Below are 21,985 nucleotides of genomic sequence, written 5' to 3'. Positions count from 1 at the left end.
AATCTAATAAAATTATACATTATATAAAAAGTATATTTAAAATGTTTTAATTTCAGCATGATTTCACCTCGATACATACATTTATTAAGTTCTCCGAAAAAATATCAATAGTATATTTTTTACCATATTTATAGTTGTTTAACATTTGTTCAGAACATTTTTTTCTATTGTCTACTAATTCTTTAATTGTACTTTGTATTTTTTTTATGTTCCCTGGTTCAACTATATAGCCACATTTTTCATCAAAAATTTCTGGTATAGCACCTACGTTCGTCGTAATTATAGAACAAGCTGCTCCAAATGCTTCCATTATGACAATCGGTAACCCTTCGCTATAAGATGGGAGAATGAGTACATCTGATTTATATAGCAATTCCTTTTTCTTCGTCTCATTAATATATCCATAAAATTTTACTTTATCTGTATATTTTTCTTTGAAAATATTAAATTGTTTTTCAGCATTTTTGTCATTGAAAGACCCACAAACGTGTAAGTTTATACTGCCGTTTATTTTTTCTATTGATTTTAATATATCAAATATTCCTTTGCGTTCGTCTATAGATCCCATAAAAATTAAATCTAACTTTTCTTTCTCTTTAGTTTCTATAACTTTTTGATTAATTTGTTCTGTTGAATAATTTAAGTTATGAAAATTATATATAACTTTTACTTTCTTTTTCACTAATCCTTTTTCTACAAATTCTTTTGCGGTTGTTTTGGATAAAAACACTACTTTATCTACATATTTATTCAGCATATCAATTATAATTTTATTTAATGTTTCATTAGAAAACATAATTTTTTCGTATTCTGCAAAATGAATATGTAAAATTGTTTTAATATTTGTTTTAACTTTCGCTCTTCTTAAAGCTAATATATCTTTAAATAAAGCTAACCGAATTGAACTATGATAATATAAAACTTCAGCTTTACTATTATTAATTTCTGTAATTAAATCTTTTCTTAAACGCTGAAAATTCTTAATATTCTCAGTGTTTATTTTAGAAGTCGAACTGTTACTGCGCTCAATTCTACAAGTTTCAAACTTAACTATTTCAATTTCTTTATTTTTTTGTTTTTCTAACTCCAGATAAATTGAATTTGCGACATACATAATGCCTCCTTTAAACCTTCCTTTAGCATCATATGGTGCTGCCATTAATACCTTCATGTTACTTCCTCCACACTGTTCTATTAATATAGTCAGTATAAGAAAGTATTATTCTCAATACTTTTTCTGATACATTTTCCATACTGTAATCACTGACTTTCTTTAAAGTGCCATATAGTTGAGCATCTAAAATTTCTAACCCTTGTAAAATTCTTTGTTTTTCTACCCCTACCATCATAACTGAAGTCTCTTCCATAGCTTCAGGTCTTTCATGAGCTTGTCTAATATTAAGTGCTCTAAATTCTAGAATGGAAGACTCTTCACTTATAGTACCGCTGTCACTTAGAACTGCTTTTGCTTTCACCTGAAGTTTCACATAATCATTAAATCCTAAAGGCTTCATTGTTTTAATCAATGAATTAAATTTGATACCTTTAATATCTATCATTTTTTGAGTTCTGGGATGAGTACTCATAATTACTGGCATGCCGTATTTATCTGCAATCGCATTTAAACTTTCACAAAGGTCCATGAAGTTCTTTTCAGAACTAATGTTTTCTTCACGATGTGCCGATACCACAAAATATTTTTCTTCCTCAAGATTTAATTTCTCGACTATATTTGATTTCTCAATATCGTCTTTTCTTGAATTAAGAACTTCAAACATCGGGCTACCAGTTTTAATAATACGATCTGCAGGAAGTCCTTCTCTTAAGAGATATTCTCTAGCAATATCACTATAGGTAAGATTGATATCTGCAGTATGATCGACAATCTTTCGATTTGTTTCTTCTGGAACACGTTGGTCAAAGCAGCGATTTCCTGCTTCCATATGGAAGATTGGAATTTGTCTTCTTTTAGCTGCAATCGCACACAGGCAACTGTTTGTATCTCCAAGAACAAGTAGAGCTTCTGGTTTAACCTCTTCTAAAATCGGATCGATTTTAACTAGGATATTACCAATTGTTTCGACTGCTGTACCATTTGCTGCGTTTAAGAAATAATCTGGTTTTCTCAAATTGAAATCTTCGAAGAATACTTCATTTAATTCATAGTCATAGTTCTGTCCTGTATGTACAAGTATATGTTCTATCGCATTTGATTCTTCTAATTTATTAATAACTGCAGAAAGTCTGATGATTTCAGGTCTTGTTCCTACTACAGTCATTACTTTTAATTTTTTCATCCTCATACCTCCAAATAATGAGTGTCCGGCTTCTCTGGATCAAAGCTTTCGTTCACCCACATTACTGTAACTAAATCTGTTTCTCCTACGTTCACGATTGAATGTGTATAACCTGTTGGAATATCAACCACCTGCAATATATCGCCATTCACGTAGTATTCGATAATCTCTTCTGAATCGATATTTCTAAATCTGATTAGACCGCTACCGCTTACCACGAGGAACTTCTCATTTTTTGTGTGGTGCCAATGATTTCCTTTTGTAATTCCAGGTTTAGAAATATTAACCGAGACTTGACCGCGGTCTGGCGTGCGCAAGAATTCTGTGAAGGATCCACGATTGTCGACATTCATCTTTAAATCGTAAGAAAAGTTGTCTTCTGGTAAGAAGCTAAGATATGTACTATATAACTTTTTCGTCATCTCATCGTTCATTGTTGGTACAGCTAAAGACTTTCTACTTTCTTTAAAGCTTTTAATCTGATCTGCTAGTTCTCCCAACTCAATCTTATGAGTAACCGGTACAACACATAGATTTTCTTGGATAGTTGGATTTCCTTCTAAAGCACGCATAAATTCTTCAAGTACATCATCAATGTAGGCCAGTTCCAATAGAGCTGCAGGATTGTTAACCTGGATATCTAAATTTCTAGCTACGTTATAACAATATGTGGCAACTACGGTATTATAATTAGGCTTGCTCCATTTACCAAACAAGTTCGGCAATCTATAGACAAACACGTTTGCACCTGTTTGCTTAGCATAAGCAAACAATTCATCTTCTCCAGCTTTCTTGCTTCTACCATAAGAATTATCTTTTTCAGCCTGGATAGAAGAAGTAATTAATACTGGCGCTTTATTTTCATTCTTCTCCAGAAGCTGAAGCAATTGAGACGTTAACCCATGGTTTCCCTCCATGAATTCACTGTCATTTAGGGGCCGGTTAACGCCTGCTAAATGAAAGACAAAATCACAGTCTTTCGTGAACTTTTCAAGATCCTCAGAAGAGTTTTCTCTATTAAATAGATACAACTCTTCATGGCCCTGATTTCTTAATTCAGCTACTAAGTTTTTACCGACAAATCCATTGGCACCTGTCACTAAAATTTTAGTCATTGCGTAACACCCATTTTTGCCAGTTCTTCTTGAACAACGTCTAGTGTAAGTAATAGGTCTTTAATTTCCTGCATGCTTAAACGGTGCGTATTATGGGAGTTGTATTCCCAGCCCTCTGTAATTTCTTCTTCGCCCTCAGTAAAGAACTTGTTGTAGTTCAAGTCACGGTTGTCAGCTGGAATACGGTAATAGCCACCCATATCTGTAGCGACTGCCATTTCTTCTCTTGTCAGGAGAGTTTCATACAATTTTTCACCATGACGAGTACCTATTACTTCAATTGGATTATCAACTTTGAACAGTTCTTTAAGTGCTTGAGCAAGTTCTCCAATTGTAGAAGCAGGAGCTTTCTGCACGAAAATATCACCTTGGTCAGAGTTTTTAAATGCGAATAAAACTAATTCCACCGCATCTTCTAATGACATTAAATAACGTGTCATTGCAGGGTCAGTAATTGTCAAAGGTTTTCCAGCTTTAATTTGGTCGATAAATAGTGGAATAACTGATCCACGTGAAGCCATCACATTTCCATAGCGAGTACCTGTAATATTAGTGTCATTAACATCTACAGTACGAGATTTTGCTACAGTTACTTTTTCCATCATAGCCTTTGAAATACCCATTGCATTGATTGGATATACAGCTTTGTCTGTTGAAAGACAGATTACTTTTTTCACATTGTTTTGAATTGCTGCATTCAAAACGTTTTCGGTTCCTAAAACATTGGTTTTTACAGCTTCCATGGGAAAAAATTCACATGAAGGAACTTGCTTAAGAGCTGCAGCATGGAAGACATAATCCACATTATTCATTACTGTATTTAGGCTGTTAACATCTCTTACATCACCAATATAATATTTTACTTTAGGATTGTTAAGACGCTTACGAATATCTTCTTGTTTCTTTTCATCTCTAGAGAAGATACGAATTTCTTTAATATCAGTATCTAAAAATCTGTTCAATACAGCATTTCCAAAAGATCCCGTGCCACCTGTAATTAATAATGTTTTATTTTTAAACATACTATTCACTTCTTTTCTTTAGATTATATTTTTATTAACTCATAATACTTTTCGATATTTATTTCTTTAGTATACTTTGATTTATAAAGCTTTCTTGCATTCATCGAGTGTTTCAACTTAAGTGATGAATTTTCATAGTAATTGTTAATTGATAATTCGAATCCTTCTATATCATCCTGTTGAATATTTACTCCACACTCGAATTCTATTAAATCTCTAGAAATATCTGTTTGACTGCTCATTATTGCCAAAACAGGTTTTGCTGCTGCTAAATATCCATATGTTTTACTTGGAACTCCTAAACCTTCTATTCCAGATTCTAGGCTTACTAAACATAAATCAGCGATGGATAAGATATCGACGTAATCTTGGCCTTTCAAAAAGCCGAACACTTCCGAGTTGAGTACCTCATTACTTTGGAAAAATTCCTTTACGTACTCAGCTTTGTTGCCATGGCCTGAGAATATGAAACAAATATTTTTATGATTTTTAAATCTTAAAATACCTTTTAAAATAGTCTCAATATCTTGAAAAGAACCCATATTGCCTGAATATAAAACGATAAATTGATATTTACTTTTTATTTCTTTAAATTGTCTATTTGTTACTTCTTTATTTTCCAAAGCATGTTCATTTGAGAACCAATTCGGTATAACTTTAAGGTTACTTTCCTTTACAGCTATCTTGTTTTCTATTACATAATCTTTCATTTCATTACCTAAGAGAACTACTTCCGAAGCATTGGAGTAAACTCGCTTATTAATGAAGTTCATAAGACGATGTATAAATCCATTTTCTTTTATACCATCCATTTTCAATGCATTATCTGGATAAACATCGAAAGCTACAAATATAAAATTAGTTCCAAATATTTTTTTTAAAGCATAAGGAATTAACGGCAAAATTGGCGGATTAGAATAAACAATAATTTCTTTAAAATTTTTCAAATAAAAGAACTTAGTAGTCATGGACATAAATAAAGAAAAAAAGTTGAAGATGCGACCGAATTTAGATTTACTATTAAAAGTCGTATATTTAACCCTATTGATTGTGACTCCTTTTAAGTCCTCTTTGATACTTAAGTTTGGTTCTTTACCGTCAATGTATTCTTGAGGGTAACCACATATCACACTTACATCGAGTCCTTTTTCTTTTAATCCTAACGCCAGTTCAGTGGGGAGAGTTGCTGATGAAACATGTTCGGGGTAAAAATATTGGCATAAAATTGCAACATCTTTTTTAATCTTGACCACCTACTATTCCTTCAGATAAAGCTATGGTTTTTTCAAAACTTATATCCTCAAATGCAAAATCTTTTATCTTTGTATCTTCTAGTTTATAATAGACAGTTCCAAATAATTTCTGTGTTACAGAAAATCTGTTTCCAAACAACTTTAAGATTATCGAAAGAATACTTGAATGGAATATTTTTTTATCATGATTTTTCGCTATTTCCTTCACTAAGTAAAGTGTATTGAAATTCTCTGGATTGTTAACAAGAAAGGTACCATATCTTTTATCTTTAATGATGAATTCCACTATATCTGAAAGATGATCAATAAAAACCATGCTTCTCTTATTATTCAAATTCGGAAAAATAGGAGTTACTCTAGCAAGTTTACTTAAAGAGTTGTAGTTTCCAGGGCAATTACATCCATAAATTAGAGGAATTCTTAAAATAGCAACATTAAATTCTTCACTTTGTAAAGGCATTAATAGCTTTTCAGCAGCAAGTTTACTTTTACCATTAAAAGTTTTAGGGTTTTCTTGTGTTTCTTTTGAAATCACAATATCTTTACCTATCTGTCCTAGGATTCCATATACAGCTATTGAACTCAGGAAAACAAAGGATTTAACACCTTCACGTTTTGCTTTCTTTGCAATTTCAAAAGTTAAATCACTATTCACTCTGTAATATTCTTGTTCCATCGAAGGCTTTTCTTTTAAATGAACGATAGCAGCTACATGATAAATTGCATCGTATATCGAAAAATCCAGCGACTTCCACTCATTATCTCTTACTGAAATTGCATCAATGACTAAATCACTCTTTTTTGCCTGCATTCTTTTTATAAATTCTTTACCTGCATAGCTGCTCTTACCTGTAATAAGAACTCTCATATTATTCACCCTTATGTTTGCTTTGAAACTTATCTTCACCAAATAATACAACTCCTATTGTTTTAAGGACGATATTTAAATCCAATAGTAGACTATAATTTTTCACATATTCTAAGTCCTTTTGAGTTCTTTCTTCTACATTTAAATAGATATTTCCACTGACTTGGGCAAGTCCTGTTAAACCTGGTAGCATATCAAATCTCTTTAGTTCTTCTTTAGAGTATTGATCGAGATAATCTATTCTTTGAGGTCTAGGACCAACAAGACTCATCTCGCCTCTTAAGACATTTAAGATTTGCGGGAGTTCATCTACTTTGAATCGTCTTAAATATTTTCCTATTCCAGTTATTCTATCATCATCCGACAATACTTCTTTTCCGGCAATCATGGTCTCAGATCCCGGCTTCATAGTACGGAATTTATAGACTTCAAAAATCTGCTTATTGAGTCCTGGACGTTGTTGCTTAAAAATTACAGGCCCTTCAGAAGTAGTTTTTATAACAAAAGCTATTGCTATTAAAAACGGAGATAACCCGATTAATATTAATAGTGAAGCTACAAAGTCTACTATTCTTTTAATCAACAACTGTAATTTAAGCATTTTCTAATACTTCCTCTTTATCGAATATGACAGGAATTAAATATCCATCTTTTAAAGTAATATAAAGTTCAGCCTTAGGTTCATCTAGTGAAAATTGAGCTTTCCAAATACGATATTCATAGTGGTTATTTCGATAAAAACTACCAGGATAAGGTTTTGTAACAGCTCGTATTAATGCATTCGCTTCAGACATAGTCATCTCAGCCGAAATTTCTCCATCCTCCGGCTTTCGCCCTTCCCAATAACTTGCTACTGAATTGTCCTGTACGGTAAAGGATAGCGTGTTCTCCTTTAAGGCATTCCATACTTGCTTCATTAAAACGACATGTGCATTATCTACTTTTTTATATAAAGTAGTAGCCGTTTCATCTTTGAGCAATGGAATTTCTACTTGATCAATTATCGGACCTGTATCAACACCTTCATCAATCTTAAAGGCGGTAACACCTGTTTTATCCAAGCCCTTTAGGATTGCCCACGGAACAGCGGCCCTTCCTCTTCCTACTGGCAATAAGGTGGGATGCATCCCAATACAACCTTGTTTCGGCGTATCCAACAATTCTTTCTTAGCTATTTGAGACCATCCGATTATAAACAACCATTCTATTTCTAAACGTTTTAACTCTTCTATTACTTCGATATCATTTATATTTTCAATCTTTATAAGAGGAATATTCCCCTTATTTGCAAACTCATCCAAATAAACTCTGCCTGATTTTTTTGCAGCTTTTTCATCTTTAAGAGTAATCAATAAATCTAAGTTGCCATTCAATCTGTAAATTTCTTCAATACAACTTTTCCCAAGTTCTACACATGTTGCAAAAGCTACTTTCACAGTGAAAACCTCCTAGCTATTAAAATACTCTTCTAAATACATTTTCAAATGCTTCTGCATATATAAGTCCTGATTGACTTCCTCTATAGGTGGCTAAGCTCTTAATATTCTCGTTACTTCTCGGGTGCGGGTAATCTCTCATCACACCGCGATATTTCCATAATGACTCAATTTTTCTATCAATACCATCTTCACCAATCTCAAAATATAAATTCGGTGTGAACGAATTTAATGAACTGTTAAGAGCCCATTCTGTAGATGAAGGGATTTCCATAAATAAAAGTTCTTTCAATTGAACGACATCATTACGCCTTTGGAAAAGTCTTGACGCTGCTTGGCAAGCTATTGACACATGATGATGATCATTATTTAAGTCCCCTGGATGATGTGTAATCAATGTGTGGGCTTTCGTTTCCATCATAATTTTTTCAATATACTGCACTAAATCTAGTTGTCTTACGGTATTTAGAGCAATATTAGGAAATCCGCCTAAATATATTTCTTTGACTCCAATTAATTTATTTGCTTCATGGATATCACTATTCAATTCTTCAGTAGTCGGCCTAAAATTTCTTACTTCAACTTCAGAACACAAAATACACACATTTACTTCTTCACCACGTTTAGCCAAAGAATATATTGTGCCTCCTGCACCTAATACTTCATCATCTGGATGTGCTACTACAATTAGATAAGACATTTTTCACCCTACTTATTTATTTTTGTATGTAATATTCAAATTTATGAACCTAACTATTCTGAGCCATAAGTTTCGGCATTTCTACATTCTTCCGATTAGCCAACCCAACCAAAACTTCCTTAACCTCATCATTCCGCATATCAGGCAGCTTCTCCAAAAGATAAGTCAACTCACCCTCACTAACCGGATTCGCCTTCCCAATATAAATCTTTGGAAATACCTGTTCAGTTTGAATCTCATTTTCGTTAAGCAGTTCCTCAAACAACTTCTCTCCAGGACGAATCCCAGAAAAGTTAATGCCGATTTCCCCTTCTGAATAACCGGATAAGCGGATCAAGTTTTGTGCCAGATCAACAATCTTTACAGGCTCACCCATATCCAAAACAAACACTTCCCCGCCTTCAGCTAATGTTCCAGCCTGAATAACAAGTCTAGAAGCTTCTGGAATCGTCATGAAATAACGAGTCATACGAGGATCCGTTACAGTTATCGGACCGCCTGCAGCGATTTGTTTCTTAAACAAAGGAATAACTGATCCACGAGATCCAAGAACATTACCGAAGCGTACTGCTGCGAATTTCGTTTCGCTTCGTTTCGCAAGATTTTGGACAATCATTTCTGCAAAGCGTTTTGTTGCGCCCATAACGTTCGGCGGATTTACTGCTTTATCCGTCGAGACCATTACGAAATTGCCTACTCCAGTCAAATGAGCAGCTTCTGCAACATTTTTCGTACCATAGACATTGTTCTTGACCGCTTCCATCGGATTTCCTTCCATCAATGGCACATGCTTATGCGCTGCTGCATGGTAGACAACATCCGGTTTATAAGTATTCATGATGTCCATGATGCGTTCACGGTCCTGTACATCAGCGATGATTGGAATAATCTCTGTATCAGGAGCCACCTTTTGGCGCAATTCCATGTCAATTAAGTAAATCGAGTTTTCTCCGTGACCTAAAAGCAAGAGCTTCTTCGGACCGAAGCGTGCGATTTGTCGAGATATCTCTGAACCGATAGAGCCTCCTGCACCTGTGACAAGAATCGTTTTACTGGTTAATTGATCTGCAATCTTGTCCATATCCAATTTAACTTCATCGCGGCCCAACAAATCCTCAATTTTAACATCTTGAATATCCGTCACCGATACTTTACCAGTCATCAGGTCTTCAATCATTGGAATCGTCTGTGTACGGATTCCCGAATCCATACAAGTCTTGATCAACTCCGCAGTTTCCTGCTTGCCAAGTGAAGGAATGGCGATGATGATTGTATCGATCAGATTGTCTTTGGCAATATCCGCAACGTCTTGCGTGCTGCCATGAACGACTCGGACGCCGTAAATATCAAGGCCTTGTTTGTTTTTGTCATCATCCACATACAATACCGGCAATAAGCCATTTTCAGGATTCGCCAGCAATTGGCGTGCCACTAAACTGCCTGCTTTGCCGGCCCCAACGATCAATGTGCGCTTTAGTTCCGATCCTTGGTGCTTGATTGCTTTATCACGAAGCAGTCTCCACGACAAACGCGAACCGCCGATTAAGATGAGGTGCAGCATCCAAGTAATTGCTAACGCCCTGAAGAGAACGTCTCCTCTATTGAGATATTGCACAACAGCAATAGCAATAATAGACCAAGTCACCGCTTTAAAAATGGAAGTCAATTCGCCGATTGAGGCATACTCCCAAACTTTCCGATACAGGCCGTAATACATGGCCAAGGCATGGTGTGCGATGAAAATGGTCAGCGCGCTAGCTAAAAGAAACTTGTTTTGCACGAGATCCTCATAGGGATAAAGTACATAGTACCCGACGAAAATAGAAAAGAAGACTATTAATGAGTCGACTATCAGTAATAAAGAAACGCGGTTTTTCAAAGACAATAGGGGTCAATCCTTTCGATATCCATTACTTTATGCATATATGCGTTAAAATCTTACTAATTCTAACATCTATAGACTGGAAAAGATAGGATTTCATAAACAAAAACATACTTTTTTATTATTTATTAAGCAAATATATTCCACCATTTCCCTTTACGGATGTCTTCCGGCTCTAAAACATGTAAATGTTCATCCAATAGAATGCGTTCGTTGTTTTCCAGGAAGATATCAACCATGTCATGCTGGTTCTTTTTCTCCAGGTAATCCAATCCTTCATTGAACAAGAATGGACGCTTGTCCAGACTATGTACATCCGAGCCGTATACATGAATCAGATTCGCATCGATCAGGCTCATGGCGGTACGCTGAATCGCTTTGCCAAAGCTGCCAGCAACTGACCCCGCTGTCACTTGTGCCATTGCACCGTGAAGCAAGAGCTTCTTCAATCGTTCGGGTTTTTCGATGATGCCTTGATTGCGCTCTGCATGGGCAATAATCGGTACGTAATTGTTGGTGATCAATTGCTGGATGACCGGAACTGTATAGGCTGGAATCCCAGACGATGGCAATTCAAGCAAAACGTACCTGGAACCTGCCATCGTCAAAGCTTCACCAGCCGCTAATCGTTCAGGCAACTTATCAGACAGCCGGCATTCCTGCCCGCTGTATATTTTAAGAGGCAGCTGTTCTTGCGCAATATAGCTGTTGACCAGCTCCAATTGTTTTTTTAGAGCAGCTAAGTTTGTTTGGAAATTTGGGTGAAAAGCATGGGGGGTGGCGATAATGCCAGTCAGTTGTTCTTCGACTGCTTTTTCCAGCAACCGTTTGGTTTGTTCCATGGTTTCTGCACCGTCATCAAGTCCGGGCAGTATATGGGCGTGTGTGTCGATCATTGTTGAGTCCTCCTTTGACGCTTAAAAAAAAGTAAAAAGGAAATCCTTTTTACTCTGTAGTTCCGTAATATTGATAATAGTAGCTGTCTTTTGCCAGAGCAAAGTTATTCAATACCGCACCAATTAGGCGGCTGTTGGAAGATTCAATGGCTTCTTTCGCTTTCAATGCCATCTCTTTCTCCGTGTTGCCTGAGCTGACAACAAGGATCGTGCCTTCACATTTATTTGCTAGGATTTGGCCATCCGTTACAGAAAGCACGGGCGGTGCATCAAAGATGATCAGGTCATAAATTTCTTTAAGCTGCTCGATTAAAGCTGTCATTGACTTGGAAGCTAACAGCTCCGCTGGGTTTGGCGGAATCGGGCCGCAAGTCATCAGATCCAAACGTTCGACTGCTGTCGGGCGAACCACTTCCTGAATGGAGTTTTGGCGTGTCAATACACTTGATAAGCCAACTGTGTTCCCCATACGGAATGTGTAATGAGTCGTCGGTTTGCGCATATCACCGTCTACAAGCAAGACTTTCTTGCCTTCTTGTGCAAAAACAACAGCCAGGTTTGCCGACGTTGTCGATTTCCCTTCAGATGGCGCTGCAGATGTAACGACCATCGTACGGATTTCTGAATCCGGTGATGAAAAGTTAATATTGGTACGCAATGTACGGAATTGCTCTGCTACAAATGAGCGGGGTGTCGTGAATGCGATGAGTTTACGCGCAGTTTCCTGCAAGACTTTTTTCTTTCTAGCCATTGCGTTACACCGCCTTTCTTCTGGATGAGGTAGTTGGTTCATCTAATTTTGCTTCTTCTTTAATAGGAGAGATAATGCCAAGCAAAGGAATACCCAGGATTTCTTCGATGTCCTGTTCTGTTTTAATCGATGTATCCAAGTACTCAAGCAGGAAGGCAATCCCAACTCCAAGCATCAAACCGATGACTGCGGCAATTGCCATGTTCAGCATCGGATTTGGTGCAACCGGTGATGGATTTTCTTTCAATACAGCTGGAGACAAGATCGAGACGTTATCGACGCTCATCAAGTCAACGATTTCACTTTCGAATACTTTAGCTGTTGTGTTGGCGATGTCGACTGCCAGTGCAGGATCTTCGTCCTGCACCGTCACGTTAACAACTTGTGAGTTTTCAGCAGTCGCGACAGTGATTTTGTTGTTGAGCTGCTCGACTGACATATCAAGGTCCAATTGGCTTGATACTTCATCTAAGATAGCCGGGCTTTTGATAATGACGGAATATGTATTGATCAATTGCAGATCGGTTTGGATATTCTGGTTCGTCAATTGGGCAGCTTCTGAAGCTTCCTGGTTAACCAAGATTTGCGTAGAAGTCTGATACATCGGTGTCAGGACTAAAAATGACACAACTCCTGCAATGGTAATAGCTAAAATGGTCATAAGTGCGATCAACCCAGCCCGTTTTTTCAGGGTTTTAAAGAGGTCTTTTAAACTGATGGTTTCTTCCATGTAGTGAATATCTCCTTTTATTTTCAATTTCTTATCATTTTTGATTCATAAACAACTTAAAATAGTATAGCATAGGTAAGAGTCGAAAGAACTTCCAATTTTAAAATGTTTTATAGGCTATTAGAATGATTTATGCTATCTTTATTTGTATGAAAAGGTGTTTTTTGAAAGGAGCATTCCATGAAATTGTATAAAATTGGAGCTGTACTTGCTGTCATTATTTGTGTAATTGCACTAGTATTTAGCTACTTAACTTGGCAAAATAAACTGGAAAACGTATTGGAACAACCAGAAGAAGCTGTAGCGCAGACGAGTGAGAAAAAAGAAACAACCAAAAAAGAGAAACCAGTTAGTGACATTTCTGTGAACGTTAAGGATTTATCAGCAAATGCCGATAAAGAAGTACAGGACTTGCTGATAGAGCGCAGTGATGAAGGCGAAACTGTGCAGCTCTTGATAGCCGGTTCAGCTGCACTGGATTCTGGAAATCCAGGATATGCAGAACGCTTGAAGAGATCACTGGAAACGAGTTACGAAGATTTTATCGAAGTGGACATTCTTCCATTAACAGGAACATCTGAAGCATTGATCGGCGGCAAGGTCGATTTGTCTGCTGGCTATGACATCGTTTTGCTTGAGCCGATGACGTTGATGAATAATGACCGCATTGCAATCGAGCAGGAACGTGAACATATCGGTGAGTTCAATACAGCTGTTACTGCTGAAGTGGAAGATGCTATCGTAGTGCTTCATCCTCCGCAGCCGATTTATGGGGCTGGCTATTATTTGGCACAGGTTTCTGCGTTGGAAGAATTTGCAGCCATCTACGACTATGCTTATATCGACCACTGGTCCGCATGGCCGGATACAGACAACGAAGAGTTGAAAGATTTTTTGACTGAAGATGGACTTCCAAACGACAAAGGCGCAGAATTATGGGCAGAAGAACTTGAAGCGTATTTTATCGCTGAATAAAAGGGGCAATTTTTGATGGGCAGAAGAGAGAAAAGAAACAAGAAGAAAAAATGGCCGTGGGTTGTCGGGATTCTGGGATTGATTGTTATCGGTCTTGGCATTTACTTGTTTACGGTATATAACAGTTTCACTAATACACTTGATGAAATGCACGAACCGATCGACCGCGAAGCTTCAGAAAAACGCGCGACGGATCAGGAACTTTCGTTAACCGAACAAGATCCGTTTTCTGTCTTGCTGCTGGGTGTGGATGAACGTGAAGACGATCGTGGACGTTCAGATACAGTGGTTGTGATGACCATTAATCCAGCAGAGAAATCGACGAAGATGGTCTCCATCCCACGTGACACGTATACGGAAATTGTCGGACGCGGCACAACGGATAAGATTAACCACGCTTATGCTTTCGGTGGCATTGAAATGTCATTGGATACAGTGGAAAACTTATTGGATATTCCGATTGACTATGTGATGCAAGTGAACATGGAAGGCTTCAAGGACATTGTCGATGCAGTCGGCGGTGTGGAAGTCACCAACACGATGGCTTTCGATGATTACCCTGCAGGCACGATTCAATTGAATGGCGATGAAGCATTGGGTTACGTGAGAATGCGCAAGCAGGATCCGGAAGGCGACTTCGGCCGCCAGAACCGCCAGAAGCAAGTGATCCAAGCGATCATGAAAGAAGGCGCTTCGGTTAACAGCTTGTTGAATTATAAGGATATCTTTACGGCACTCGGCGATAACGTCCGCACGAATATGACGTTCGACGAGATGATGGATATCCAATCGAATTACCGCGATGCAATCGGCACAGTCGACCAAATGATTGTGGAAGACGGCAGAGGCGAAACGATTAATGGGATTTGGTATTATATGATGGATGATGCCGAGTTGGCAGAGATTCAGGCGACGTTGAAAGAGCATTTGGAGATGTAAAGTTGGAGAGCGCAGTCCCGTTTCGGGGCTGCGCTCTTTTGTTTTGTCGGTTTTTATAAGCCGCTTCGGTCGCTTTGGAGTTGACTCCCACAATAAGCCAGCCAGCTGAAGAACGCTGGCAGTCTTATTGCTCCGTCCCCTCCCTGTACGCGCCTCAGCTTGGTGGTTGTGGAATACAAAGAATCTGTTTTGTGTGTGATGAAGAAGTGAATGAGTGGTTCTGGAATCGCTCGGCAGCGGTGGTGCACGCGCCTTCGCTTGGAGTGAAAAAATAAAAAAATTCCCAAGTCCTCTAGAGGAACCTCAAATATTCTTCAATATTGAAACCAACTCGCTGTCATATTGCCTTCATACACTTATTCCTCACACCTACCAAGAGAAAATACTTAAAGAAAGAGCGCAAGGCGGCGACTCCTGCGGGAACAGCACGAGACGGAGCCACTGGACTGAGCGCAGCGAGGGAAGCGGCAGAGTCCGTGCCCGCGGAAAGCGTCCGCCTGAAGCGATTTCTTCCACTCTCTTCTTATCATTTACTTTTTTATTTTACCCACACAAAAACCCGCTCCTAACGTTCAGGAGCGGGCTGGAATGATTGATTTAGTTCACTGGGCTGTCTGGCGAGCCTGGAAAATCATCATTTTTTTTTTATATTCGCCGAACTTTAGCTTCTTCAAGTCGTATTTATGAACAAAATGCATGAAGGCTTGTCTCGGCATTCCTAATTGTTTAGCACTTACCGATGGGCCTAAATCATTTTCGACATAAAGGTCTTTCATCAGTTCCACCAAAGCTTTGTTGTGCTTGCGCTCTACTTTTTCTCTATAAGCGTCAAATTCCATCATAAGCCCTTCATCTCACTTCCCAATGGATTGTAGTAGGTCTTGCGTAACTTCCCCTTACTTGTATTTTTATTATAACTTCTATCTACCTACATTACTAGTCTATTTGGCATGTTTTTTTCTATAAATTTATGATGTTCCCAATAAAAAAGTTCATAGTTAAAAATTTCTGTCTATTGTTGAGGGTGTATTCCCCTATTTGGCTTAGTGCAGCCGCATCATATAGGGTTTGGTTTCTGCTTCTCTGATGAATTTTTCCATCACTTGATTGCTTTCAAACTCCCCCGCTTTCACGCGGTCACATCTGGAGATTTTCTTGTATTCCTTTTGGCTCGACAGCAGCTTTTTAATTTGTACTTCTACACTTAACAAGTTGCTGTTTTCTTTGAATGTATCTCCGCTTTCATAAGGCGGCAATTGATGGAGAAAGCCCTCGGTTAACCCAAGGGAATCATTGATTTTAGCGGCGATGGCCGGTATGCCGCAGCCAGCTGCTTCAATCAGCGAGACGCCCATGCCGACAAAACAGAAGGTATTCTGCAATGCGCGCTTTTTGTCTTCAAAAGTGAAAGCGCCGTGCATAAAGATGTGGTCACGCGCCGGAGAGCTGGCGATTTTATTGCGCAGATCGTCTTCTCCTTGCCCTGTACCGTATATGTGGTAAGTGAATTCCGGATCGATTTGGATCAGCTTTTCCATGATGTCGATCATGTAGTAATTATAGGTACGGAAATGGGACAGCTGACCAATAGAGACGATGCGGCGCGAATTAAAGTTGCCCAAGGTTTTCGCTTCCGAACAGAAGTCCAGCGGCATCGGAAAAATGGTATCGTTTACACGCTCCCCGATTGCTTCTTCAGTCAACTGTTTGATGGAAGGATTCATGAACATCAGCTTTTTGTAGTATTTCGGATCAATCAGCTTGAGGAACTTGACGACGCTGCTCACGCTTTCCTGTTTGTAGCTTTCCGGATGGTAGACGCCGGACATGCGTTTTTTCGCAGGTACGAGATAAGACAGCAAGAACGACATCGGACCGAATGAATAGACCAAATCGAATGTTTCGTCAAAACGTTTGCTCAGCATCTTCGTCGCCAGCCACACGTTAACGGAAGGATCACTCGGATCTTCATCCACTACAATGGTGACGTTTTCGAGCGTCTCCAACTGGCGCAGCAAAGGACCGCCACTGCTGTACAAGAACAAGGTGACGTTGTAATCGTGGTCGCTAAGCCATTTGGCCATCCGGACCACCAGCATCTCCACCCCACCGGGCTTCATGTTCTTATGTATCAACGCAATCGATTTGATTGAACGGGTCTGTTTGGTTAATTGAAAGAAATGATTATTGCTAAAGTTAATCATGCGGTCACCTCATCTGTCGGAATTAGATCTAGCTGTTCTTCAGGAATTCTGCTTGATTGTATTTTTTTAAATACCAGTCGAGCGTTGTGCGCAGACCGTTTTCGAATAACGTGAATGGTGCGAAACCAAGAACTTGTGGCTGTGAGATGAAAGCCTCTTTGGAGTGGAGCAATTTATCTTTGAGAGATGTTTTATTTCCCGGGAAATTGTCTTCAAGCATGGCTTGGATCTGGTCGGCAAGCGCATTGTCTGTGACACGGATATTAAAACCGATTTCATAAAATTGCCCGGCGTCTCCTAGGTGGAAGACGGTATCAATCGCTTCGCATAAGTCTGCGATGAATAGCCAGTCGCGTGTCTTGTCGCTGGCTTTAGTGGAGAGCAGCGATTCATTGTTAAGCGCGTTAAGGATCATCCTTGGAATCATTTCGTCTTCCTGCTGCATCGGCCCGAATGCTTCCGGGCTGGCGGTGGTGACGATGTTGAGACCGGTCTTCTCGTGGAATCTTTCTATCAGTTCATCTGCATTGGCTTTGCTGATGCTGTAGAGGTTGTTGTTTTCGTTGTGCGCCAGTGAAATATGGTGGAAACGGGATGCCGCGTATTCTGCTTTCGGCTGATGGCTGTTTTCCATCCAAGCGTTTTGCGCTGCCTGCAACAGGTTCTCCAGTCCGAGCACATTGGTTTGTTCATAGAGACGGATTTCGCCGACACGGTTGGCATCGCGCGTTTCTGCTGCGAAATGGAGGACGTCGGTTATATCGTATTGCTCGAATATGTGGTTGATGGCATAGGCATTCCGGATATCTACGCGATGAAAGGCGTAGCGGGCTGATTGTTCCGGGCAATCGATGTTCTCCGGATGGGCAGCGACGGTGTTGTAGTCGATGTTGATCAATTGGTAGTCGGGGTATTTGTTCAAATAATAACGGATCATGTTCGACCCGATAAATCCATGGCCCCCAGTGACAAGTATGGTCTTGGCGCTCATAGCCCTTCACCTCCCTTGCTGGAATGTTTGTTAAATGGAGTTATTGAGCACTATAGACTAGTCCTCCACTCCTTTTGTACCAGGAATACTCTTAATCCTAGGAGGGTAATGTTAAAACTAGGTTAAAAGATTCTGTTTTCTAAATATTTAATTATTATACCCCGTAAATGGATAAATTGCATTACTATTTATAAAAATTACCAGTCTTTCGATACAGTTTTTCTGAAAATAGTCATGACTATTTATATAATTGGAAAATATTTAATGTTAATTAACTTGTTCGAAGGATAAATTTATGGTGTTGTAGAGGGGTTTAGTGCTTATGGATTAGGAGCGAGTGGTGGGAGTATGAAGGTCAAGTGCAGTTGGAGTAATGGGCGAGGGATTAAGAAATCGCTACAGGTGGACGCTTTCCGCGGGCACGGACTCTGCCGCTTCCCTCGCTGCGCTTAGTCCAGTGGCTCCGTCTCGCGCTATTCCCGCAGGAGTCGCCACCTTTCGCTCTTTCTCTATAGGGCCTCTCTTTTGTATACTGCGTGAGGTATGGCATCACTGTTATCTGCAATTCTAGAGGTGAAGAAGAAATGAGTTGGTCTTATGCTTTTCGCTGGCGAAAAGCGGGCATATTGGAGGAGCGTAGCGGATCGCTCTTGGTTTTTGGATTGTGGAAAATAGTGAGGGAGGAGTTAGATGCTGTTACATGCAGAATTCGTAGTTCTATCTTCCTTTTTAGGGGTCTTACATGAACATTTGGCGTAGCTACCTTACTAGTTTGAGTTTATACATAAACTAGTTGTTCCTTTACATGCACAATCTCTATCCTTACCTGAATTCGGCTTGTTCTCTAAAAGTTCAAGACCTTGAATGGAAGCTGTTCGCGTGGCGAACAGCCTGGTATAAGAATCAACATGTTCTTACAAAGTGTCTCTCACACACAGTGATTGATCTTTTTCACTTTGAGTTCACTATTTTCTCTCCTATTTACCGAAATTCTTGTAGAAACACAGAAACTTCATGTAGAGAAGCAACTTGTTAAGGTAGAGGCATCACCTTACTCCGGTAAAAGCGGGATAAAACCATGTAGAATCCTAAAAACTACATGTAACTACATCATACCAAGCGACGACGCGTGCACCATCGCTGTCGAGCGTGGCCAGAACTTCACACACCTTACCTACTCCACAAACAATGTGTGGTCTACTATCTTCTACACTCCAAGCTGAGCCGCGGCAACGGAGAGGACGGAGCGTTTATAAAATTCGGCAGAAATAAAAAATTGTGTGGGTGCCAGGCACCCACACAATTCTCAAACTATTTGATAGTCAAACCGTATTTGGCAAAACCGTTGGCTGCTGCTTCGAGGTAGCTGATGCCGCTGTCTGCGGGGATCAGGCTCTGGGCTGCTGCTGAGGTTTCGAAGACAAGGTTCGGGTCGCCTGTGATTGGTGTGAATGACCAGTTGTTGTCTGCTGACGGATCGATTGTGCCGACTTGGACCATGTAATCCTGGATCACTTGGCGGTTTTCGTAGGCATAGTCGATGGTTTCCGTTGCGTTCCGGACGCCTGGGAAGTTGCCGCTTGCGCGGTAGTTGTTTGTGACGACCAGGAATTCCTGGTCAGCTGCTACGGCTGCGCCTTGGTAAGACAGGTTCTTGATGCGGCTTGCTGTTTCGTTGACGGTGTTGCCGTCTGCATCGTATTTGGCTGGCTGTGTGATGTCGATTTCGTAGGTTACGCCATCGATGACATCAAAGTTGTAGGTGCGGAAATCCGGGTTGATGAGCTGCTGCTCGCCGGTTGCTGCTGGATCGATTTGCAGGAATTGGCCGGCTGACATCTCCAGCCATTCTTTCAAGTCCGCTCCTGTCAGTTTCAAGGCGAAGACGGTGTTGTCGAAGACATACAGATCCGCGACGTTTTTGATGGCGATTTGGCCGGTTGCGATGTTGGTGTAATAATCGCCGCCGTTGCGTCCGCCAGCTTTAAATGGTGCTGCTGCTGACAACAGTGGCAAGTCCGCATTGGCTGTGCCCGCTCTCTTCTGGTCCACATACCAGCTTTGGGCGTTGTTGACGATCTGGATCGATGGATCATCTTTTACCAATGAGAAATAGCTGTTGATCGGTGCGGTGGTTTCGCCGACCGGGCTTCGGACGTATTCGATGGTTCCTTCGTGTGTTTCTTTGACAGCTTCAACAACTTGTTCCGCGACTTCGTCTGTGGTGGAATCAATGGCGCGCAGTTCTGCTTTTTCGTTAGAGATGTCCCATTCGTTGCCTTTTTTCACGAGTGTCAGGTCAATGACGCCCAAATGGCTGCCGAATTTACCAGGCATCACCACAGGTGTGCCGTTGATCAGGCCGTTTTCCTGGTCGACGTTGGCTAATTCTGAATACGAGCCTGGGAACAGGTCATGGTTGTGGCCAGTGATGATGGCGTCAACGCCTTCCACTTCCGTCAGCTGATAGGTAATGTCTTCTTCCCCTACTTCGTGTGTTTCGTCACCCATCCCGGAATGCGACAGGACGACGACCACGTCAGCGCCTGCTTTTTCGACTTCCGGCAGGAATTTCTCAACGGATTCGACGGCGTCTTCAGCGACGACTTTGCCGTCCAGGTTGGCGCGGTCCCATTTCATGATTTGCGGAGCCACGACGCCGATGACGCCGACTTGGATGGTGTGTTTGCGGCCTTTGCTGTCAACGACTTTTTTGTCGATGATGGTGTAAGGGGTGTAGCGGTTTTCGCCGGTTTCGGCATCATAGACGTTGGCGTTGAGTACCGGGAACGGCGCTTCTTCGAGTGCGTTGTCCAGGTAATCGAGGCCGAAGTTGAATTCATGGTTGCCGAGCGTCGAGGCATCGAAATCGAGTGATTCGAGCGCAGCGTATGCCGGGTGCAGTTCGTCTTCATCGAGCGGATCTTGTGTGACTTTGTAGCCGCCGAACGGGGTTCCTTGGATCAGGTCGCCGTTGTCGAACAGCAGTGTGTTGCTGTTTTCTTCACGGGCCTGCTCGATCAAGACGCCGGTTTTGGCGAGGCCGAGTGCGTTGGAGATTTTGTCCTGGTAATAGTCATAGTTGACGAAATTGGTATGAAGGTCGGAGGTACCGAGAATCTGCAGCGAAACTTCCTGCGCGTTCTTGGGATTGCCGCCTTTGCCCCAGCCGTTGCCGTTCCCTTGCCCTTTAGCAGGTGCATCTGGTGCTGCGAGCGCAGGTACTGCAGCCAATAAGCTGCTCATGGCTAAAACGGATGCTGCGGTTACGGCTGTAAGCTTTTTCTGAATTGTCATCTGTCCATCTCCTTGTAGTTAGAATTGCGGGTCAATTCCAGTATACCTTTCGGTTGCCGAAATGGAATGTGTGAGGAGACCTAATTATTGTTAAAGTTTGGTGTGGGGAATGTAAATTTTTATGTAGGGTGATTGGGTTCTTAAATGGTTGTCTTTAAGTGGTATGGGGGTGGAGAAATCGCTTCAGGCGGACGCTTTCCTGCGGGCTTGCGCCGAACTAACTCGGGCTCGGGGCCCGAGTGGATTTCGGCACTTCGCTATCCCGCTGGAGTCGCCGCCTTCTGCTCTTTCTTTAGGGTATTTCATATAGTAGAAAGTGAGAGGTAAAATGTTATCATTGTGGCAATTTTATGATGAAATGGTGAAATGACAGAAGTGTATAGAAGGACATCTTATATAGTGGTGATTTTGAACTTATTGCTTTTCGTCTGCGAAAAGCGGGCATTTCGGAGGAGCGCAGCGGATCACTCCTGGTTTTGTTTTGGTGAGTGATCGTGAGCCATGGGCGGAACGCTTCTATATGAACAAATCGTGTTTCTACCACGACTTTTGGGGCGGCTACCTGAACATGTCATCTTTCTACGCTGACTATTCGATTCTATACATGCACTAGTTGCTCCTTTACCTGC

At 40.5% G+C, this 21,985-nt stretch carries 19 protein-coding genes; 2 read left to right on the top strand and 17 right to left on the bottom strand.

The genetic code is table 11. The features are described from left to right. Positions 1 to 52: 52 nt before the first annotated feature. From IRE19_RS01845 to IRE19_RS01785, 13 genes are all read right to left on the bottom strand, one after another. Positions 53 to 1,171 (bottom strand): glycosyltransferase family 4 protein, encoded by a 1,119-nt coding sequence (locus IRE19_RS01845; protein WP_203339115.1) that lies wholly within the window; start codon positions 1,169 to 1,171, stop codon positions 53 to 55. A gap of 1 nt (position 1,172) precedes the next feature. Then, the gene (wecB, locus tag IRE19_RS01840) at positions 1,173 to 2,297 is read right to left on the bottom strand and encodes a non-hydrolyzing UDP-N-acetylglucosamine 2-epimerase (RefSeq protein ID WP_203339114.1); all 1,125 of its coding nucleotides are present in this window, start codon (positions 2,295 to 2,297) and stop codon (positions 1,173 to 1,175) included. A gap of 2 nt (positions 2,298 to 2,299) precedes the next feature. Next, positions 2,300 to 3,412: a polysaccharide biosynthesis C-terminal domain-containing protein gene (locus tag IRE19_RS01835; protein WP_203339113.1), complete on the bottom strand. Its 1,113-nt coding sequence runs from the start codon at positions 3,410 to 3,412 to the stop codon at positions 2,300 to 2,302. Beyond that, entirely contained in the window at positions 3,409 to 4,434 is a 1,026-nt protein-coding gene (locus tag IRE19_RS01830) for a polysaccharide biosynthesis protein (protein ID WP_203339112.1), read from the bottom strand. Before IRE19_RS01830 ends, IRE19_RS01835 begins: the two co-directional genes overlap by 4 nt. Positions 4,435 to 4,457: 23 nt before the next feature. Then, complete coding sequence (locus IRE19_RS01825) at positions 4,458 to 5,687, bottom strand: glycosyltransferase family 4 protein (RefSeq protein ID WP_238943030.1); 1,230 nt, start codon at positions 5,685 to 5,687, stop codon at positions 4,458 to 4,460. Next, positions 5,674 to 6,555 carry an NAD-dependent epimerase/dehydratase family protein gene (locus tag IRE19_RS01820; RefSeq protein WP_203339111.1) on the bottom strand — a complete coding sequence of 294 codons (882 nt, stop codon included), beginning with the start codon at positions 6,553 to 6,555 and terminating at the stop codon, positions 5,674 to 5,676. The genes IRE19_RS01825 and IRE19_RS01820 overlap by 14 nt, the downstream gene beginning before the upstream one ends. 1 nt (position 6,556) lies before the next feature. Further along, complete coding sequence (locus tag IRE19_RS01815) at positions 6,557 to 7,156, bottom strand: sugar transferase (protein WP_203339110.1); 600 nt, start codon at positions 7,154 to 7,156, stop codon at positions 6,557 to 6,559. Then, positions 7,149 to 7,991 (bottom strand): formyltransferase family protein, encoded by an 843-nt coding sequence (locus IRE19_RS01810; protein ID WP_203339109.1) that lies wholly within the window; start codon positions 7,989 to 7,991, stop codon positions 7,149 to 7,151. Before IRE19_RS01810 ends, IRE19_RS01815 begins: the two co-directional genes overlap by 8 nt. A 19-nt stretch (positions 7,992 to 8,010) precedes the next feature. Beyond that, on the bottom strand, positions 8,011 to 8,691 hold the full coding sequence (locus IRE19_RS01805) for a PIG-L deacetylase family protein (RefSeq protein WP_203339108.1): 681 nt from the start codon (positions 8,689 to 8,691) through the stop codon (positions 8,011 to 8,013). Between the two features lie 49 nt (positions 8,692 to 8,740). Next, positions 8,741 to 10,576: a polysaccharide biosynthesis protein gene (locus tag IRE19_RS01800; protein WP_203339107.1), complete on the bottom strand. Its 1,836-nt coding sequence runs from the start codon at positions 10,574 to 10,576 to the stop codon at positions 8,741 to 8,743. A gap of 125 nt (positions 10,577 to 10,701) precedes the next feature. Continuing rightward, on the bottom strand, positions 10,702 to 11,469 hold the full coding sequence (locus IRE19_RS01795; RefSeq protein WP_203339106.1) for a tyrosine-protein phosphatase: 768 nt from the start codon (positions 11,467 to 11,469) through the stop codon (positions 10,702 to 10,704). Between the two features lie 49 nt (positions 11,470 to 11,518). Beyond that, on the bottom strand, positions 11,519 to 12,220 hold the full coding sequence (locus IRE19_RS01790) for a CpsD/CapB family tyrosine-protein kinase (RefSeq protein ID WP_203339105.1): 702 nt from the start codon (positions 12,218 to 12,220) through the stop codon (positions 11,519 to 11,521). 4 nt (positions 12,221 to 12,224) lie between these two features. After that, complete coding sequence (locus IRE19_RS01785) at positions 12,225 to 12,950, bottom strand: YveK family protein (RefSeq protein WP_203339104.1); 726 nt, start codon at positions 12,948 to 12,950, stop codon at positions 12,225 to 12,227. A gap of 180 nt (positions 12,951 to 13,130) precedes the next feature. Here IRE19_RS01785 and IRE19_RS01780 point away from each other — a divergent pair, with 180 nt between their 5' ends. Beyond that, positions 13,131 to 13,925: an SGNH/GDSL hydrolase family protein gene (locus tag IRE19_RS01780; protein ID WP_203339103.1), complete on the top strand. Its 795-nt coding sequence runs from the start codon at positions 13,131 to 13,133 to the stop codon at positions 13,923 to 13,925. A gap of 15 nt (positions 13,926 to 13,940) precedes the next feature. Then, positions 13,941 to 14,864 carry an LCP family glycopolymer transferase gene (locus tag IRE19_RS01775; RefSeq protein WP_203339102.1) on the top strand — a complete coding sequence of 308 codons (924 nt, stop codon included), beginning with the start codon at positions 13,941 to 13,943 and terminating at the stop codon, positions 14,862 to 14,864. A 602-nt stretch (positions 14,865 to 15,466) separates the two neighbouring features. On the opposite strand, the gene IRE19_RS01770 is transcribed toward IRE19_RS01775, so the two are convergent. From IRE19_RS01770 to IRE19_RS01755, 4 genes are all read right to left on the bottom strand, one after another. Then, the gene (locus tag IRE19_RS01770) at positions 15,467 to 15,706 is read right to left on the bottom strand and encodes a hypothetical protein (RefSeq protein WP_203339101.1); all 240 of its coding nucleotides are present in this window, start codon (positions 15,704 to 15,706) and stop codon (positions 15,467 to 15,469) included. 201 nt (positions 15,707 to 15,907) lie between these two features. Continuing rightward, positions 15,908 to 17,068, bottom strand: a complete 1,161-nt coding sequence (locus IRE19_RS01765) for a glycosyltransferase (RefSeq protein ID WP_203339100.1) — start codon at positions 17,066 to 17,068, stop codon at positions 15,908 to 15,910. A gap of 28 nt (positions 17,069 to 17,096) precedes the next feature. Further along, a complete protein-coding gene (locus tag IRE19_RS01760; protein WP_203339099.1) occupies positions 17,097 to 18,059 on the bottom strand; it encodes a GDP-mannose 4,6-dehydratase in 963 nt (320 codons plus the stop codon). Between the two features lie 1,311 nt (positions 18,060 to 19,370). Next, positions 19,371 to 21,356 (bottom strand): bifunctional 2',3'-cyclic-nucleotide 2'-phosphodiesterase/3'-nucleotidase, encoded by a 1,986-nt coding sequence (locus IRE19_RS01755; RefSeq protein WP_203339098.1) that lies wholly within the window; start codon positions 21,354 to 21,356, stop codon positions 19,371 to 19,373. Positions 21,357 to 21,985: the final 629 nt, after the last annotated feature.

Origin of the sequence: Planococcus beijingensis (assembly GCF_016820615.1) — a bacterium.
Taxonomy (GTDB): Bacteria; Bacillota; Bacilli; order Bacillales_A; family Planococcaceae; genus Planococcus; species Planococcus notacanthi.
Note: the sequence above shows the minus strand (reverse complement) of the source record. Positions and strands in the feature narration are given on the sequence as shown.

What these genes read in the sequence shown, in the direction of transcription:
- IRE19_RS01845 (WP_203339115.1), bottom strand. Translation starts at nt 1,171, where the DNA reads ATGAAGGTATTAATGGCAGCACCATATGATGCTAAAGGAAGGTTTAAA.
- wecB (WP_203339114.1), bottom strand. Translation starts at nt 2,297, where the DNA reads ATGAAAAAATTAAAAGTAATGACTGTAGTAGGAACAAGACCTGAAATC.
- IRE19_RS01835 (WP_203339113.1), bottom strand. Translation starts at nt 3,412, where the DNA reads ATGACTAAAATTTTAGTGACAGGTGCCAATGGATTTGTCGGTAAAAAC.
- IRE19_RS01830 (WP_203339112.1), bottom strand. Translation starts at nt 4,434, where the DNA reads ATGTTTAAAAATAAAACATTATTAATTACAGGTGGCACGGGATCTTTT.
- IRE19_RS01820 (WP_203339111.1), bottom strand. Translation starts at nt 6,555, where the DNA reads ATGAGAGTTCTTATTACAGGTAAGAGCAGCTATGCAGGTAAAGAATTT.
- IRE19_RS01815 (WP_203339110.1), bottom strand. Translation starts at nt 7,156, where the DNA reads ATGCTTAAATTACAGTTGTTGATTAAAAGAATAGTAGACTTTGTAGCT.
- IRE19_RS01805 (WP_203339108.1), bottom strand. Translation starts at nt 8,691, where the DNA reads ATGTCTTATCTAATTGTAGTAGCACATCCAGATGATGAAGTATTAGGT.
- IRE19_RS01795 (WP_203339106.1), bottom strand. Translation starts at nt 11,469, where the DNA reads ATGATCGACACACACGCCCATATACTGCCCGGACTTGATGACGGTGCA.
- IRE19_RS01790 (WP_203339105.1), bottom strand. Translation starts at nt 12,220, where the DNA reads ATGGCTAGAAAGAAAAAAGTCTTGCAGGAAACTGCGCGTAAACTCATC.
- IRE19_RS01785 (WP_203339104.1), bottom strand. Translation starts at nt 12,950, where the DNA reads ATGGAAGAAACCATCAGTTTAAAAGACCTCTTTAAAACCCTGAAAAAA.
- IRE19_RS01780 (WP_203339103.1), top strand. Translation starts at nt 13,131, where the DNA reads ATGAAATTGTATAAAATTGGAGCTGTACTTGCTGTCATTATTTGTGTA.
- IRE19_RS01775 (WP_203339102.1), top strand. Translation starts at nt 13,941, where the DNA reads ATGGGCAGAAGAGAGAAAAGAAACAAGAAGAAAAAATGGCCGTGGGTT.
- IRE19_RS01770 (WP_203339101.1), bottom strand. Translation starts at nt 15,706, where the DNA reads ATGATGGAATTTGACGCTTATAGAGAAAAAGTAGAGCGCAAGCACAAC.
- IRE19_RS01765 (WP_203339100.1), bottom strand. Translation starts at nt 17,068, where the DNA reads ATGATTAACTTTAGCAATAATCATTTCTTTCAATTAACCAAACAGACC.
- IRE19_RS01760 (WP_203339099.1), bottom strand. Translation starts at nt 18,059, where the DNA reads ATGAGCGCCAAGACCATACTTGTCACTGGGGGCCATGGATTTATCGGG.
- IRE19_RS01755 (WP_203339098.1), bottom strand. Translation starts at nt 21,356, where the DNA reads ATGACAATTCAGAAAAAGCTTACAGCCGTAACCGCAGCATCCGTTTTA.